13 protein-coding genes are annotated in these 15,583 nt (G+C 67.5%); 10 read left to right on the top strand and 3 right to left on the bottom strand.

All coding sequences use genetic code 11. The features are described 5' to 3' along the window. Both HMPREF2716_RS02840 and HMPREF2716_RS02845 read left to right on the top strand, forming a co-directional pair. Nucleotides 1-514: acyl-CoA dehydrogenase C-terminal domain-containing protein (locus tag HMPREF2716_RS02840; RefSeq protein WP_049262476.1), on the top strand; the 514-nt coding region annotated here is incomplete at its 5' end. Between the two features lie 197 nt (nt 515-711). Next, nucleotides 712-1,578 (top strand): MBL fold metallo-hydrolase, encoded by an 867-nt coding sequence (locus tag HMPREF2716_RS02845; RefSeq protein WP_003093600.1) that lies wholly within the window; start codon nt 712-714, stop codon nt 1,576-1,578. 39 nt (nt 1,579-1,617) lie between these two features. Here the strand turns inward: HMPREF2716_RS02845 and HMPREF2716_RS02850 are convergent, their stop codons facing one another. Both HMPREF2716_RS02850 and nmoA read right to left on the bottom strand, forming a co-directional pair. After that, complete coding sequence (locus tag HMPREF2716_RS02850; RefSeq protein WP_070621797.1) at nt 1,618-2,658, bottom strand: D-alanine--D-alanine ligase; 1,041 nt, start codon at nt 2,656-2,658, stop codon at nt 1,618-1,620. Between the two features lie 95 nt (nt 2,659-2,753). Continuing rightward, entirely contained in the window at nt 2,754-3,809 is a 1,056-nt protein-coding gene (gene nmoA / locus HMPREF2716_RS02855; RefSeq protein ID WP_023518039.1) for a nitronate monooxygenase, read from the bottom strand. 107 nt (nt 3,810-3,916) lie between these two features. On the opposite strand from nmoA, the gene nmoR reads away from it, so the two are divergent. The 6 genes from nmoR to opmD all read left to right on the top strand — a co-directional run bounded on the left by nmoR (nt 3,917) and on the right by opmD (nt 12,796). Continuing rightward, a complete protein-coding gene (gene nmoR, locus HMPREF2716_RS02860) occupies nt 3,917-4,771 on the top strand; it encodes a LysR family transcriptional regulator NmoR (RefSeq protein WP_003104733.1) in 855 nt (284 codons plus the stop codon). A gap of 79 nt (nt 4,772-4,850) precedes the next feature. Beyond that, entirely contained in the window at nt 4,851-6,017 is a 1,167-nt protein-coding gene (gene ppgL / locus HMPREF2716_RS02865) for a gluconolactonase PpgL (RefSeq protein ID WP_003093604.1), read from the top strand. 650 nt (nt 6,018-6,667) lie between these two features. Further along, nucleotides 6,668-7,114: a multidrug efflux RND transporter inhibitory subunit MexG gene (gene mexG / locus HMPREF2716_RS02870; RefSeq protein WP_003093607.1), complete on the top strand. Its 447-nt coding sequence runs from the start codon at nt 6,668-6,670 to the stop codon at nt 7,112-7,114. Between the two features lie 7 nt (nt 7,115-7,121). Beyond that, the gene (gene mexH / locus HMPREF2716_RS02875) at nt 7,122-8,234 is read left to right on the top strand and encodes a multidrug efflux RND transporter periplasmic adaptor MexH (RefSeq protein ID WP_003104731.1); all 1,113 of its coding nucleotides are present in this window, start codon (nt 7,122-7,124) and stop codon (nt 8,232-8,234) included. Between the two features lie 12 nt (nt 8,235-8,246). Further along, entirely contained in the window at nt 8,247-11,336 is a 3,090-nt protein-coding gene (gene mexI / locus HMPREF2716_RS02880; RefSeq protein WP_070621798.1) for a multidrug efflux RND transporter permease MexI, read from the top strand. Next, nucleotides 11,333-12,796: a multidrug efflux transporter outer membrane subunit OpmD gene (gene opmD, locus HMPREF2716_RS02885; RefSeq protein WP_003104727.1), complete on the top strand. Its 1,464-nt coding sequence runs from the start codon at nt 11,333-11,335 to the stop codon at nt 12,794-12,796. The genes mexI and opmD overlap by 4 nt, the downstream gene beginning before the upstream one ends. Before the next feature lie 10 nt (nt 12,797-12,806). On the opposite strand, the gene phzM is transcribed toward opmD, so the two are convergent. Continuing rightward, nucleotides 12,807-13,811: a phenazine-1-carboxylate N-methyltransferase PhzM gene (gene phzM / locus HMPREF2716_RS02890; protein WP_023518040.1), complete on the bottom strand. Its 1,005-nt coding sequence runs from the start codon at nt 13,809-13,811 to the stop codon at nt 12,807-12,809. Nucleotides 13,812-14,507: 696 nt separating this feature from the next. Here phzM and phzA point away from each other — a divergent pair. Together phzA and phzB are read left to right on the top strand one after the other, a co-directional pair. Next, nucleotides 14,508-14,996 carry a phenazine biosynthesis protein PhzA gene (gene phzA / locus HMPREF2716_RS02895; protein WP_003114729.1) on the top strand — a complete coding sequence of 163 codons (489 nt, stop codon included), beginning with the start codon at nt 14,508-14,510 and terminating at the stop codon, nt 14,994-14,996. 29 nt (nt 14,997-15,025) lie between these two features. Continuing rightward, nucleotides 15,026-15,514 (top strand): phenazine biosynthesis protein PhzB, encoded by a 489-nt coding sequence (phzB, locus tag HMPREF2716_RS02900; protein ID WP_003123955.1) that lies wholly within the window; start codon nt 15,026-15,028, stop codon nt 15,512-15,514. Nucleotides 15,515-15,583 lie beyond the last annotated feature (69 nt).

The raw sequence follows: 15,583 nt of genomic DNA on the forward strand, positions 1-15,583 counted from the left end.
CCGCGAATGGGGCCAGGAGCAACTGGTGCGCGACGTACGCATCGCGCAGATCTACGAAGGCACCAACGGCATCCAGGCGCTCGACCTGATGGGCCGCAAGGTGGTCGCCAACGGCGGGCTGTTCCTCTCCATCTTCAGCCGCGAGGTGCGAGCCTTCGCCGCCGGCGCCAACGCCGAACTGGCGGAGTTCGTCACCCCGCTGCTGACCGCCCTGGACCTGCTGGACAACCTCACCCAGGGCATCGTCGCCCGCGCCGGCAACGACCCGCGCGAGATCGGCGCAGCCTCGGTGGAATACCTGCATCTGTTCGGCTATACCGCCTACGCCTACCTCTGGGCGCGCATGGCCGCCGCCGCGCTGCGCCAGCGCGAGGCCGACCCGGCGTTCCACGACGGCAAGCTGGCCACCGCGCGCTTCTACTTCGCCCGCATCCTGCCCCGCGTGCACTCCCTCGCCGCCGCCGTCGAAGCCGGCAGCGAAAGCCTGTACGGCCTGGAGGCGGAACAGTTCTGAAGCTTCCGTCGCGCGGCCCGTGGGCCGCGTGTTTTTTCCGGGACAGCATGCAACGCGCTGTCCGCCGACAGCCCGCGATAACGGCGGATAACCGCGAAGCGGTTATTCGCCCTACGACGCCCGGGAAGCCGGCCAGGCATTCTTGAAAAACGACGCAACCGCCGGTTATTCGCTAGACCAGGAACAAGGACATATCCATGCGAACCCTCACCACCCTCCTCGGCAACAGCCAGAAACTCGACGGCGGCGCCATGTTCGGCAATGCTCCGCGCGCGCTCTGGTCACGCTGGATGCAGCCCGATGCGGAGAACCGCATCGACCTCGGCTGCCGTGCCCTGCTGGTGCGCGACGGCGAGCGCAACGTACTGGTGGAGACCGGCATCGGCGCGTTCTTCCCGCCCGCCCTGCGCCAGCGCTACGGCGTCCAGGAAGAGCGCCACGTACTGCTCGACAGCCTCGCCGCGGTCGGCCTGGACGACGCCGACATCGACGTGGTGCTGCTCACCCACCTACACTTCGACCACGCCGGCGGCCTGCTCGCCGCCTGGGAAGAAGGCCAGCCGGCGCGCCTGCTGTTCCCCAACGCGCATTTCGTCAGCGGCCGCCGCCACTGGCAGCGCGCGCGCCAGCCGCACCCGCGCGACCGAGCCTCGTTCGTGCCGGAACTGCTCGACCTGCTGCAGGCCAGCGGACGCCTGGAGCTGCTCGACGACGGCGAGCGCTCGGCGCACCTGGGCGAGGGCTGGCGTTTCCATTTCAGCGAAGGCCATACCCCGGGCCAGATGCTCCCGGAGATCGCCATGCCCGACGGCCCGGTGGTATTCAGCGGCGACCTGATCCCCGGCGCACCCTGGGTACACCTACCGCTGACCATGGGCTACGACCGCTTCCCGGAAGGCCTGATCGAGGAAAAGGAACGCCTGCTGGACAGCCTCATCGCCCGCAACGGCCGACTGGTCTTCACCCATGATCCGTGCGTCGCCATGGGCCGGGTGCGACGCGACGAACAGGAGCGCTACAGCCTCTACGACACCCTCGAGCGGGTCGAGAACCTCGAGGCCTGAGCGAAAGGCGCGGCCCGCCCCGGCGGCGGGCCGCGGGAATCAGGAACGCGCCTTGCGCGCGCCCTTGCAGCGCTCGATGCCGAGCCGGCAGATCCGCTCGCAGAGTTCGGCGAAACCGATCCCGGCCGCCGCCGCGGCCTGCGGCAGCAGGCTGGTGGCGGGCATGCCCGGCAGGGGATTGACCTCCAGGCACCAGAGCCGGCCCTGTTCGTCGAGGCGGAAGTCGGTGCGGCTGTAGCCGCTCAGCTTCAGCGCCCGGTGTACCTTCAGCGCCAGACGCTGGGCCTCGGCGGCGATCGCCGGCGGCAGGTCGGCGGGAAACACCTCGCGCACCGCGCCGGCCTGGTACTTGTGCTCGTAGTCGAAGACCTCCTGGCCGCCGAGGAGAATCTCGCCCACCGGCAGCGCCTGGTCGTCGAGCACCCCGACGGTGACCTCGCGGCCGGCGACGAAGCGCTCCAGCATCACCTCGTCGCCATAGCGCCCGGCCAGCTCGATGGCCGGCTGCAATTCGGCCTGGGAATGCACGATGGACAGCCCCACGGTGGAGCCCTGGCTGTTCGGCTTGACCACCAGGGGGAAGCCCAGTTGCTCGCGCACCGCCTCTTCCGAGGCCGGCGCCATCAGCCAACTGGCGGTCTCCACCCCGGCGGCGAGGAACAGGCGCTTGGCCACGTCCTTGTCCATCGCCATGGCGCTGGCCAGGTGGCCGCTGCCGGTATAGGCGAAACCACCGGCATCCAGCAGCGCCTGCAGGGTGCCGTCCTCGCCGGTGCCGCCGTGCAGGGCGAGGAAGAACACGTCGACCCCAGCCAGTTCGCCGGCGCTCAGCAGGCTCTGCTTGCCGCTGCGGATGATCGCCAGCGAGTCGGAGTCCGGCGGGACCTCCTTGACCTTGCTCGCCAGCAGGCGGCGCTCTTCCTCCGCGCCGAGCAGGCCGCTGGCGGTATCCACCGCCAGCACCTGGTGGCCGGCGCTGCGCAACGCCTGGATCACCTGCGCGCCGCTGGCGATGGAGACGTCCCGTTCCTCACTGCTGCCGCCGAAGAGAACGGCGACCTTCAACTTGTCCTGTCCCATGTTCCACCTGTCGTTCCAGTGCTGGAGGCAGAAAAGCACAACACAGGGGTAACTGAACAGAGACAGTCATCGTCGCGCGCAGCGAACGGCCTCCCTCAGCCGCGCAGTTCCTCGACCAGCGTGCGCAGCAGTTCGGCGGCCGGCAGCTCCCGCGCCAGCGCCGCGCCCTGGCCGGCCCACTGGGCGGCGAAATCATGGTTGCCGCGAGCCAGAGCGGCGGTCTGCAACGCTTTGGTCGCGTCGTAGACGAACGGATAGTCCGGCAAGGGCGGCACTCCAGGCGCGGCGGCATCGAAGAACATCCGGTTGGGCAGGCCGCGGGCGCTGCGCCCGGACATGGTCACGGTCAGCGCGGTGCGCGCCGCGCGCGGCCCCTTCAGCGCCTCGCGGTAGGCGGCGTTGGCCGAGGACTCCGGACAGAGGACGAAGGCGGTGCCCATCTGCACGGCGCTCGCGCCCAGCTCCAGGGCGGCGCGGATGCCCCGTCCGTCCATGATCCCGCCGGCAGCCACCACCGGTAGCGAACCGCGCGCCGCCAGCAGGCGGACCAGCGCCAGGGTGCCGATGGCGGCGTCGCCGCGCTCCGGCTCGAACACCCCGCGATGGCCACCGGCCTCGATGCCCTGGGCGACCACCGCATCGGCGCCGGCGGCCTCCCCCAGGGCTGCTTCCTCCGGCGTGGTGGCACAGACCAGTACGCGGATGCCCGCCGCCTGCAACGCGCGAACCTGGTCGCGGGGCGGCGCGCCGAAATGGAAGCTGACCGCCGCCGGCCGCTCTTCCAGCAGCATCGGCAGCAGGGTCGGGTCTTCGAGGAAACTCAGGTAGATGTTGTTCAGGCGCGCCGGCGGCTCGGCGCCGAACTCGGCGAACAGCGGCTTCAGGTAGTCCAGCCAGGCGCGCTCGCGGGCCGGGTCGGCCTGCCCCGGGCGGTGGCAGAACAGGTTGACGTTGAACGGCTTGTCGGTCAGCCCGCGCACCTCGCGGATCAGCGCCCGGCCCTTCTCGGCGGCGCTACCGGTGATGGCGATCGAACCGAGCCCGCCGGCGTTGGATACGGCGGCGGCCAGCGCCGGCGTGGAGACGCCGAGCATGGGTGCCTGGATGATCGGCTGCTGGATGCCGAGCAGGCGCGTGAAGCGGTCAGTCATGGCGATTCCCTCTCCCGGTCGGACGACACCGCGTCGGCCGACGCTTGACCAATATATCTTCATAAAAGAATATTTTTAACAATTCATTCTCATAAAGAGATATATCGATGGACCTTTCCTCCCTCGAAATCTTCCGCGCGGTCGCCCACGAGGCCAGCGTCACCCGCGCCGCTCAGCAGTTGCAGCGAGCGCAGTCGAACGTCACCACGCGGATCCGCCAGCTCGAGGAGGACCTGGGCGTCGAACTGTTCCTGCGCGACGGCAAGCGCATGAGCCTGACCGAACGCGGCAGCGAATTCCTCGCCTACGCCGAGCAGTTGCTGGCTCTCGCCGACGAGGCGCGTCAGTCGATGCATCCCGCCGAGCCCGGCGGGCGCCTGCGCCTGGGCAGCATGGAAAGCACCGCGGCCAGCCGCCTGCCGGCGCTGCTGGCGAGCTATCACAAGGCCTGTCCGCGGGTCGCCCTGGAAGTCTCCACCGGCACCAGTCGCGCGTTGTTCGATGGGGTGCGGGCGCGGCGCCTGGACTGCGCGCTGGTGGCCGCCGGCCCGGGCTGGGCCGGCGAACTCGATGGCAGCGGCCTGCGCGGCGAGCCGCTGTTCCGCGAGGAACTGCTGATGATCCTGCCGGCCGAACACCCGCCGGTCCACGACGTCGCCGAGGTGCGCCTGCGCACCCTGGCCGGCTTCGCCCGTGGCTGCACCTACCGGCAACTGGCCGAGGACAGCCTGGGCACGCCGCTGACGGTGCAGGAAGTCGGCTCCTACCATGCGATCCTCGCCTGCGTCGCCGCCGGCGCCTGTGTCGGCGTGCTGCCGCGCTCGGTGCTGCAACTGCTCGGCACGCCGCCGCTGCGCAGCCTGCCCCTTGCCGAAGTAGACACCTGGCTGGTCTGGCGCGAAGGCTACGCGACCGCCGCCTTCGAACGCTGGCGCGGCGTGCTGGGCCAGGCCGGCGACTGAGCGGCCAGGGGCGAACCCAACGGCCTGGCTCCGGTCCAACCCCGAGCCATCAGAACAATAGCGAGCCAAGGAGTTGCCCATGAGAAGACTGCCCACCCTCTGCCTGCTGGCCCTCGCGCCGCTCACCGGCGTGGCGCCCCAGGCCCAGGCCGCCAGCCTCTACAACCTGCTGGTGGGGACCTATACCGAAGGCTCCAGCGAAGGCATCCAGGTATACCGCTTCGACGGCGCCGACGGCTCGGTGAAAGGCCCGCTGCGCGTGGCCCATACCAGCAACCCCTCGTACCTGACCTTCGCCCCGGACCAACGCACTCTGTTCGTGGTCAACGAGAACGGACGGGGCGGCAAGGGCGATACCGTCGGTCGCGCCACGTCCTACCGTTTCGATCCGATCAGCGGCCGCCTGCAACAGATCAGCCAGGTCCAGACCCTCGGCGATCATCCGACCTACAGCAGCCTCAGCCACGACGGTCGCTACCTGTTCGTCGCCAACTACTCGGTACAGCCGGAAGGCTCGGTGGCGGTACTGCCGGTGCGCGCGGACGGCTCGCTGGCGCCGGTGGTGCAGGTGGAGTCGCACCAGGCCAGCAAGGTGCATCCGCGCCAGGTTTCCGGTCATGTGCACTCGGTGGTGTCCTCGCCCGACGGCCAGTACCTGTTCGCCCCCGACCTCGGCGCCGACAAGGTATTCGTCTACCGCTACGCCCCGGAACAGGCCGAACGTCCGCTGCAGGCGGCCGATCCGGCATTCGTCCCGACCCCGCCCGGCAGCGGCCCGCGCCATCTGATCTTCAGCGCCGACGGGCGTTTCGCCTACCTGACCCTGGAACTGAGCGGCCAGGTGATGGTGTTCGCCCATGAGGGCAATGGCCGCCTGCGTCAGTTGCAGACCCACGACCTGGCGCCTGCCGGCTTCCAGGGCAAAGTCGGCGCCGGCGCCCTGCACCTGTCCGCCGACGGCCGCTTCCTCGGCGTGCTCAATCGCGGCGACGACAACCAACTGGTGACCTTCGCCGTCGACCCGGCCAGCGGCCAGTTGCGTTTCGTCGAACGGCGCTCGGTGGAAGGCACCGAGCCGCGCGAATTCGCCTTCTCGCCCGGCGGGCGCTTCGTCCTCGTGGCCAACCAGAACAGCGACCAGTTGCGGGTGTTCGCCCGCGATCCGCAGAGCGGCCAGGTGGGCAAGACGCTGCAAAGCGTCGAGGTGGGGTCGCCGAGCGATCTGCGCTTCGTGGCGGTGCCGTGACCTTGCACTCGGCCATCCGCCGATACGCCGCTGGGCCGGCGGATCGGCGCTAAGCGGTCATCCGCACCACGGAGCCAGACCCGAAGCCCGCCCTGGCTCCAAGGCCCACAGGCATGGAGCTTCCGCCCACATACGGCAAGTCCTGTAGGGCGAATAACGCGAGGGGCGTTATCCGCCGCTGTCCCGGAGAACCGGCGGATAACCGCAAGCGGTTATTCGCCCTACGGAACCAGGATCCGCCACGTAGAGGTTTGCCATGCTTGCCCTCCAGACGATGGGGTAGCTAACTCGCCCCGGCAGGAGGTCGAATCGTCGCGCAGCGGGTCGAGCGACAGTGATGCCGCGAAGGCGTCTCGCTCCAGGGGGAACCGTCGCGACGGGTTGCCCGCAAGCTACACCCAGGCCCTCCCCCAATAGTCCCCGCGACCAATCGTCAGCCCCTCATCCCACCGTCCCGCGACACCAACGAATCCACCTGCAACCCACGCCCAGCAAGGCCTATAGCGCTAATCACAGACGCCCTTGACCTCAACTTAACTTGAGGTTTTATAGTCCCCGCTGCGGTCATACCGCCCCGTTTCCCCAGGACCACGAACCGCCCCCACGGCCGCTTCGCGGCGCCGGATGGCGACCAGCACAAGGAACGACCCATGCAGCGCTTCATCGATAACTCGCTCGAAAGCAACTGGCTCTGGCTGACCGCCCGGATCTGCCTGGCCCTGATGTTCGTCGCCTCGGGACTGGCGAAGCTGTTCGACTATCAGGCCAGCCTGGAGGAAATGCGCGCCGCCGGCCTGGAGCCGGCCTGGCTGTTCAACATCGCCACCGCCGTGACCCTGCTGGCCGGCTCCGCGCTGGTCCTGCTGGACCGCAAGCTATGGCTCGGCGCCGGGGCGCTGGCGGTGTTCCTGCTGCTGACCATCCTCATCGTCCACACCTTCTGGAGCAAGACCGGCGTCGAAGCCAAGCTGGCGATGTTCTTCGCCCTCGAACACATCGCGGTGATCGGCGGCCTGATCGCCACGGCCATCGCCAGCGCGCAACGCCAGCGGCTGCGCCAGGACGTCTCCGTGGCCGCCACCTACCAGAAGGCCTGAGGCGATCATGCAGAAACCCGTCCTGATCGCCAGTGCCGCGCTCATCTGCGCGGCGGTTATCGGCATCGCCGTCTACGCCACCGGCTCGGCGAAGAAAGACGCCGGCGGTTTCGCCGGCTACCCGCCGGTAAAGGTCGCCCTCGCCTCGGTGGAGCGGCGGGTGGTGCCGCGCGTCTTCGATGGCGTCGGCGAGCTGGAGGCCGGTCGCCAGGTCCAGGTGGCCGCCGAAGCGGCAGGACGGATCACCCGCATCGCCTTCGAATCGGGCCAGCAGGTGCAGCAAGGGCAGTTGCTGGTGCAACTCAACGACGCGGTGGAACAGGCCGAGCTGATCCGTCTCAAGGCGCAGTTGCGCAATGCCGAGATCCTCCATGCCCGTGCGCGCAAGCTGGTAGAGCGCAACGTCGCCTCGCAGGAACAGCTGGACAACGCCGTCGCCGCCCGCGACATGGCGCTCGGCGCGGTGCGCCAGACCCAGGCGCTGATCGACCAGAAGGCGATCCGCGCGCCCTTCTCCGGCCAGCTCGGCATCCGCCGCGTGCACCTCGGCCAGTACCTCGGCGTCGCCGAGCCGGTGGCCAGCCTGGTGGATGCGCGGACCCTGAAAAGCAATTTCTCCCTGGACGAAAGCACCAGTCCCGAGCTGAAGCTCGGCCAGCCCCTCGAGGTCCTGGTCGACGCCTATCCGGGGCGCAGCTTCCCGGCGCGCATCAGCGCCATCGACCCGCTGATCGGCAAGTCGCGCACGGTGCAGGTCCAGGCCTTGCTGGACAACCCCGAAGGCCTGCTCGCCGCCGGCATGTTCGCCAGCATCCGGGTCTCGCGCAAAGCCGACGCGCCGTCGCTGAGCGTGCCGGAAACCGCAGTCACCTACACCGCCTACGGCGACACCGTGTTCGTCGCCCACCAGGACGGCGACCGGCCGCTCAGCGCCAAGCGCGTCTCGGTGCGGATCGGCGAGCGCTGGGACGGTCGCGTGGAAATCCTCCAGGGCCTCGCCGAGGGCGACCGGGTAGTGACTTCCGGACAGATCAACCTGAGCGACGGGATGGCCGTGGAACCGGTCAAGGAAGACACCCTGAGCAGCGCCGCGCCCCCCGTGCCGGTCGCAGGCCGCTGAAGGAACCCCGCGATGACCTTTACCGCCCTGTTCGTCCGCCGGCCGGTGCTGGCGCTGGTGGTCAGCACGCTGATCCTGCTGCTCGGCCTGTTCTCCCTGGGCAAGCTGCCGATCCGCCAGTACCCGCTGCTGGAAAGCTCGACCATCACCGTCACCACCGAGTACCCCGGCGCCTCCGCCGATCTCATGCAAGGCTTCGTCACCCAGCCGATCGCCCAGGCGGTGTCGTCGGTGGAGGGCATCGACTACCTTTCCTCGACCTCGGTGCAGGGGCGTAGCGTGGTGACCATCCGCATGCTGCTCAACCGCGATTCGACCCAGGCGATGACCGAGACCATGGCCAAGGTCAACTCGGTGCGCTACAAGCTGCCCGAGCGTGCCTACGACTCGGTGATCGAACGCTCTTCCGGCGAGACCACCGCGGTAGCCTACGTCGGCTTTTCCAGCAAGACCCTGCCGATCCCGGCGTTGACCGACTACCTGTCGCGGGTGGTCGAGCCGATGTTCTCTTCCATCGACGGCGTGGCCAAGGTCCAGACCTTTGGCGGCCAGCGCCTGGCCATGCGCCTCTGGCTCGACGCCGACCGCCTCGCCGGGCGCGGCCTGACCGCCTCCGACGTGGCCGAGGCGATCCGCCGCAACAACTACCAGGCGGCGCCGGGGATGGTGAAGGGGCAGTACGTGCTGTCCAACGTGCGGGTCAACACCGACCTGACCAACGTCGACGACTTCCGCGAGATGGTCATCCGCAACGATGGCAACGGCCTGGTGCGCCTGCGCGACGTCGGTACCGTCGAACTGGGCGCCGCGGCCACCGAGACCAGCGCACTGATGGACGGCGACCCGGCGGTGCACCTGGGGTTGTTCCCGACGCCCACCGGCAACCCGCTGGTGATCGTCGACGGCATCCGCAAGCTGCTGCCGGAGATCCAGAAGACCCTGCCGCCGGATGTCCGCGTCGACCTCGCCTACGAAACTTCGCGCTTCATCCAGGCCTCCATCGACGAGGTGGTGCGGACCCTGGTGGAAGCGCTGCTGATCGTGGTGCTGGTGATCTACCTCTGCCTCGGCTCGCTGCGCAGCGTGCTGATCCCGGTGGCGACCATTCCCCTGTCGATGCTCGGCGCCGCCGCGCTGATGCTGGCCTTCGGCTTCAGCGTCAACCTGCTGACCCTGCTGGCGATGGTGCTGGCCATCGGGCTGGTGGTGGACGACGCCATCGTGGTGGTGGAGAACGTCCACCGCCACATCGAGGAAGGCAAGTCGCCGGTGGCGGCGGCGCTGATCGGCGCCCGCGAAGTGGCCGGCCCGGTGATCGCCATGACCATCACCCTGGCCGCCGTGTACACCCCCATCGGCCTGATGGGCGGCCTCACCGGCGCGCTGTTCCGCGAGTTCGCCCTGACCCTGGCGGGCGCGGTGATCGTGTCCGGGGTGGTGGCGCTGACCCTGTCGCCGGTGATGAGTTCGCTGCTGCTCCAGGCGCACCAGAACGAGGGGCGCATGGGCCGCGCCGCCGAGTGGTTCTTCGGCGGCCTGACGCGGCGCTACGGGCAGGTCCTGGAGTTCTCCCTGGGCCACCGCTGGCTGACCGGCGGCCTGGCATTGCTGGTGTGCATCAGCCTGCCGCTGCTGTATTCGATGCCCAAGCGCGAACTGGCGCCGACCGAGGACCAGGCCGCGGTGCTCACCGCGATCAAGGCGCCGCAGCACGCCAACCTCGACTATGTCGAACTGTTCGCGCGCAAGCTCGACCAGGTCTACACCAGCATCCCGGAAACCGTGAGCACCTGGATCATCAACGGCACCGACGGACCGGCGGCGAGCTTCGGCGGGATCAACCTGGCGGCCTGGGAAAAACGCGAGCGCGACGCCTCGGCGATCCAGTCCGAGCTGCAAGGCAAGGTCGGCGATGTCGAGGGCAGCAGCATCTTCGCCTTCCAGTTGGCCGCCCTGCCCGGCTCCACCGGCGGCCTGCCGGTGCAGATGGTGCTGCGCAGCCCGCAGGACTACCCGGTGCTCTACCGGACCATGGAAGAGATCAAGCAGAAGGCCCGACAGAGCGGGCTGTTCGTGGTGGTCGACAGCGACCTCGACTACAACAACCCGGTGGTCCAGGTCCGCATCGACCGCGCCAAGGCCAACAGCCTGGGCATCCGCATGCAGGACATCGGCGAGTCGCTGGCGGTGCTGGTGGGCGAGAACTACGTCAACCGCTTCGGCATGGAGGGCCGCTCCTACGACGTGATCCCACAGAGCCTGCGCGACCAGCGTTTCACTCCGCAAGCGCTGGCACGACAGTTCGTGCGCACCCAGGACGGCAACCTGGTGCCGCTGTCGACGGTGGTCCGGGTGGCGCTTCAGGTCGAACCGAACAAGCTGATCCAGTTCGACCAGCAGAACGCCGCGACCCTCCAGGCGATCCCCGCGCCCGGCGTCTCCATGGGCCAGGCGGTGGCCTTCCTCGACGACGTGGCGCGCGGCCTGCCGGCCGGCTTCAGCCACGACTGGCAATCCGACTCGCGGCAATACACCCAGGAAGGCAACACCCTGGTGTTCGCCTTCCTCGCCGCCCTGGTGGTGATCTACCTGGTGCTCGCCGCGCAGTACGAGAGCCTGGCCGACCCGCTGATCATCCTGATCACCGTGCCGCTGTCGATCTGCGGCGCGCTGCTGCCGCTGGCGCTGGGCTACGCGACGATGAACATCTATACGCAGATCGGCCTGGTCACCCTGATCGGCCTGATCAGCAAGCACGGCATCCTCATGGTCGAGTTCGCCAACGAACTGCAACTCCACGAGCGCCTCGACCGCCGCGCGGCGATCCTGCGCGCCGCGCAGATCCGCCTGCGGCCGGTGCTGATGACCACCGCGGCAATGGTCTTCGGCCTGGTGCCGCTGCTCTTCGCCAGCGGCGCCGGCGCCGCCAGCCGCTTCGGCCTGGGCGTGGTGATCGTCTCCGGGATGCTGGTCGGCACCCTCTTCACCCTGTTCGTGCTGCCCACCGTCTATACCCTGCTGGCGCGCAACCACGCGGAAGTCGACAAGAGCCCGCGCAGCCGGCAACTGGCCGAGGCCGATCTGCTGGTGAACAAGGCATGAAGCGCTCCTACCCGAACCTTTCGCGCCTGGCGCTGGCCCTGGCGGTCGGCACCGGCCTGGCCGCCTGCAGCGTCGGCCCCGACTACCAGCGTCCGCAGTCGCCGCCGCCACGCGTCGCCAGCGAGCACCTCGGCGAGTTCTCCGGCGAGCGGCGGGAAGCGCCCTGGTGGAGCTTCTTCGACGATCCGCAACTGGTGCGCCTGGTCGACCAGGCGCTGGCGCGCAACCACGACATCCGCGAGGCCCGCGCCAACCTGCGCAGCGCCCGCGCGCTGTTCGACGACCGCTGGCTCGACCAGTTGCCGCAGGTCACCAGCCAGGCCGGCTACAGCCGCAGCATCGAACAACAGCTGGACTACGACGGCGAGCCGCGCCGGCGCCTGGCGGAGAGCTACCGCGCCGGCTTCGACGCGCAGTGGGAAATCGACCTGTTCGGCCGCCTCGGCCGACTTTCCGACGCCGCCCTGGCCCGCGCCGAAGCGGCCGACGCCGACCTCCGGCTGGTACGCCTGAGCATCGCCGCCGACACCGCCCGCGCCTACTTCGAGATCCAGGGCTACCAGCGCCGGCTGGACGTGGCGCGCGCCCAGGTGCGCAGTTGGCGCGACACCCTGGAGCTGACCCGCAGCAGCCTGCAACTGGGCAGCGGCCTGCCGGAGGACGTGGAGAACGCCCAGGCCAACCTGCTGCGCAGCGAAGCGGCGATTCCGCCACTGACGACCGCGCTGGAGAGCGCCCGCTATCGCCTCGACGTGCTGCGCGGCGAGGCACCCGGCAGCGGCGCGCCGATCCTCGACGGCGGCGCCGCCGCGCCATTGGCGAAGAACCTGCCGCTGGGCGACGTCGACCGCCTGATCCTCCAGCGCCCCGACGTAGTCAGCGCCGAGCGGCAACTGGCAGCGAGCACCGAAGACGTCGGCGCGGCCACCGCCGAACTCTATCCGCGCCTCGACCTGGGCGGCTTCATCGGTTTCTTCGCCCTGCGCAGCGGCGACCTCGGCAGCGCCTCGCGCGCCTTCGAACTGGCGCCCAGCGTCAGTTGGCCGGCGTTCCGCCTGGGCAACGTGCGGGCCCGCCTGCGCGCCGTCGAGGCGCAGTCCGACGCCGCGCTGGCGCGCTACCAGCGCTCCCTGCTGCTGGCCCAGGAGGACGTCGGCAACGCGCTCAACCAACTGGCCGAACACCAGCGTCGGCTGGTCGCCCTGTTCCAGTCCGCGACCCATGGCGCGAACGCCCTGGAGATCGCCAACGAACGCTACCGCGCCGGCGCCGGCAGCTACCTGGCGGTGCTGGAGAACCAGCGCGCGCTGTACCAGATCCGCGAGGAACTGGCGCAGGCGGAGACCGCCTCGTTCGTCAACGTCATCGCGCTCTACAAGGCGCTCGGCTGGGGCAGCGGCGACCTGGCGCCGGGCGCCGGCCAACTGGCCGCCGGCGAAACCGCCGGGGCCAACCGTTGAAAGTTCCGATTCAGGCCCTGGCAGCGACGATCATGCGGGTTTCCATCGGCAGGTCGACGATCCGCTCCACCGCGAAGCCGCCGCGCCCGAGCAGGTCGACCACCTCCTCGGTGGTGCGGTGACGGCCAGCGCAGGCCATGAACAGGTGCACGTCCCAGAGCACCGACATCGGCGACGGCTCGCTGGCCGAGATGGTCCGCTCGATCACCACCACCCGGCCGTCGCCGGCCATCGCCTCGCGGCAATTGCCGAGCAACCGCAGGCTGGCGGCTTCGTCCAGATCGCCGATGATCCGCGACAGCAGGTAGATATCGCCGTTGGACGGCACCTCTTGCAGCATGTCGCCGCCCACCAGGCTGACGCGCTCCCCTGCCAACAGGCTGGAGAGGTTGTCGCGGGCCACGCCGAGGGAACCCTCGCGGTCGAGCATCACGCCCCGGGCGCTGGGCTCGGCCTGCAGGATGGCCTTGGTCAATTCGCCGGAACCGCCACCGACGTCGACGAAGCTACGCCCGCGGAAATCCAGGAGCCTGGGGATCTCGTGGAAGGCCAGGTTGCTCGCCTTCATCGCCAGCAGGAAGCGCCGGCCGGCATCCGGGCAGCGCTTCAGGTAGCTGTAGAAGTCTTCGCCGAACGCCAGCTCGAAGCCTGGGGTACCGCTGAGCAGCGCCTCGCAGACGGGCGTCCAGGCGGCGTGGAACTCCTCGCCGTAGAACAGCACCATGTCGCGGAAGGAGCCCCCGACATCCCTCAGCAGGTGGCTGGTGGGGGTATTGGCGTAGCCGTCGCGGGTATCGCCCTGGAAGATCTCGAAGGCCACCAGCAGGCGCATCAGTCGATGGATGCGCTCGGCATCGGAACCGACCGCGGCGGCCAGCGTCTCGTCGCTGTCGATCCCGCTCTCGATCAGATCGGCCAGCCCGAGGCGCGTAGCGACGTAGACGCAACGGGACTTCCATTCCCCGGTAACAACTTGTATCAAATTACGCGCAGCAGCAAGATTCGAATTATTCATCTTTTATTCTCTCTCGTTACACATTTCCGTAACCCGAGAAGTACCCAAGCGCTCTACTTCGCACTTCTTGCCCGCTCGGCGAGAAATACCGCAGAACACCCCGGTTCATTCGGAACTTTGAGAAAAAATGCGCTCATCCCCCGGATCAGCGCTCCCTGGATCTCGTTGCGGAAACAACCCTGGAACTTTCCAACTGCCTGTTCCAGAGCCTTTTCCTGCGTACCGAAAGAATAAAATTACAACTTGGCTACAACCTCCGGCATTGCAGGAAGCATCAGCTTAGCAATCCCGCATACCCTGTCTGGCACCTACCAGATCTTGTAGTTGAGCCGGTACGAGCGTTCTGTGTTTTATGCAATCCACATCAGCGACCAGGGATGCTGGCTATTTGAAACACTTCACGGAATGACGCTGAAAGTCTTCGCGACCTCGTCTGTCGCACCTTAACGAAAGCATTGCGAATCCATTACCGACAGGTTTCCAAAAGAAACCCGGGATGAAACTCCTATTGCCTTTCGAAAATTGGAAACGACAGGCGAACATATGTAACGCGAAATTTCACCCTACGTATAAACAATGCGCCCAGCGAATATCGCTCCCTTACCGAGCGACGAACTCCTGCGCGCCAGCGAATAACCGATGCCGCGAGGGAAAAGTTTCTCCGGCATACCTGCAGAGCCCTCTCGGAGGCGGCGCATGAACGGTCAGCGGTACAGGGAAACACCCCTCGACATCGAGCGTCTGCGGCGCCTGAATCGCGCCACGGTGGAGCGCTACATGGCAATGAAGGGGGCCGAACGGTTACAGCGGCACAGCCTGTTCGTCGAGGACGGCTGCGCCGGCAACTGGACCACGGAAAGCGGCGAACCCCTGGTTTTCCGGGGCCATGAGAGCCTCAGGCGGCTCGCCGAGTGGCTCGAGCGCTGCTTCCCCGACTGGGAGTGGCACAACGTGCGGATCTTCGAGACCGAGGATCCGAACCACTTCTGGGTCGAGTGCGACGGGCGCGGCAAGGCGCTGGTCCCGGGGTATCCGCAGGGCTATTGCGAGAACCACTACATCCATTCCTTCGAACTCGAGAACGGCCGGATAAAACGTAATCGCGAGTTCATGAACCCGATACAGAAACTGCGCGCATTGGGAATAGCCGTTCCGCAAATAAAACGTGACGGTATTCCCACTTGAATGACATCTACCGCCAAGGAGCATTGACGATGCCTGATACGACAAATCCAATCGGTTTCACCGATGCCAACGAACTTCGCGAAAAGAATCGCGCCACCGTCGAGAAGTACATGAATACCAAAGGCCAGGATCGCCTGCGCCGCCATGAACTTTTCGTCGAGGACGGCTGTGGCGGTTTATGGACCACCGATACCGGCTCGCCCATCGTCATTCGTGGCAAAGACAAACTTGCGGAACATGCCGTCTGGTCATTGAAGTGCTTTCCCGATTGGGAGTGGTACAACATAAATATATTCGGAACCGACGACCCCAATCATTTCTGGGTCGAATGCGACGGTCACGGCAAGATTCTTTTCCCCGGATATCCCGAAGGTTATTACGAAAACCACTTCCTGCATTCCTTCGAACTTGAAGACGGCAAGATCAAGCGCAACCGCGAATTCATGAACGTCTTCCAGCAATTGCGCGCCTTGAGCATTCCGGTCCCGGAAATAAAACGCGAAGGCATTCCCACTTGATCGAAACGATATCTCCTGCCGAAGGGGGACCCACCATGGACGATCTATTGCAACGCGTACGGCGCTGCG

The organism is Pseudomonas sp. HMSC076A11 (assembly GCF_001810205.1).
GTDB lineage: Bacteria > Pseudomonadota > Gammaproteobacteria > Pseudomonadales > Pseudomonadaceae > Pseudomonas > Pseudomonas aeruginosa.

What these genes read in the sequence shown, in the direction of transcription:
- HMPREF2716_RS02845 (WP_003093600.1), top strand. Translation starts at nt 712, where the DNA reads ATGCGAACCCTCACCACCCTCCTCGGCAACAGCCAGAAACTCGACGGC.
- HMPREF2716_RS02850 (WP_070621797.1), bottom strand. Translation starts at nt 2,658, where the DNA reads ATGGGACAGGACAAGTTGAAGGTCGCCGTTCTCTTCGGCGGCAGCAGT.
- nmoA (WP_023518039.1), bottom strand. Translation starts at nt 3,809, where the DNA reads ATGACTGACCGCTTCACGCGCCTGCTCGGCATCCAGCAGCCGATCATC.
- nmoR (WP_003104733.1), top strand. Translation starts at nt 3,917, where the DNA reads ATGGACCTTTCCTCCCTCGAAATCTTCCGCGCGGTCGCCCACGAGGCC.
- ppgL (WP_003093604.1), top strand. Translation starts at nt 4,851, where the DNA reads ATGAGAAGACTGCCCACCCTCTGCCTGCTGGCCCTCGCGCCGCTCACC.
- mexG (WP_003093607.1), top strand. Translation starts at nt 6,668, where the DNA reads ATGCAGCGCTTCATCGATAACTCGCTCGAAAGCAACTGGCTCTGGCTG.
- mexH (WP_003104731.1), top strand. Translation starts at nt 7,122, where the DNA reads ATGCAGAAACCCGTCCTGATCGCCAGTGCCGCGCTCATCTGCGCGGCG.
- mexI (WP_070621798.1), top strand. Translation starts at nt 8,247, where the DNA reads ATGACCTTTACCGCCCTGTTCGTCCGCCGGCCGGTGCTGGCGCTGGTG.
- opmD (WP_003104727.1), top strand. Translation starts at nt 11,333, where the DNA reads ATGAAGCGCTCCTACCCGAACCTTTCGCGCCTGGCGCTGGCCCTGGCG.
- phzM (WP_023518040.1), bottom strand. Translation starts at nt 13,811, where the DNA reads ATGAATAATTCGAATCTTGCTGCTGCGCGTAATTTGATACAAGTTGTT.
- phzA (WP_003114729.1), top strand. Translation starts at nt 14,508, where the DNA reads ATGAACGGTCAGCGGTACAGGGAAACACCCCTCGACATCGAGCGTCTG.
- phzB (WP_003123955.1), top strand. Translation starts at nt 15,026, where the DNA reads ATGCCTGATACGACAAATCCAATCGGTTTCACCGATGCCAACGAACTT.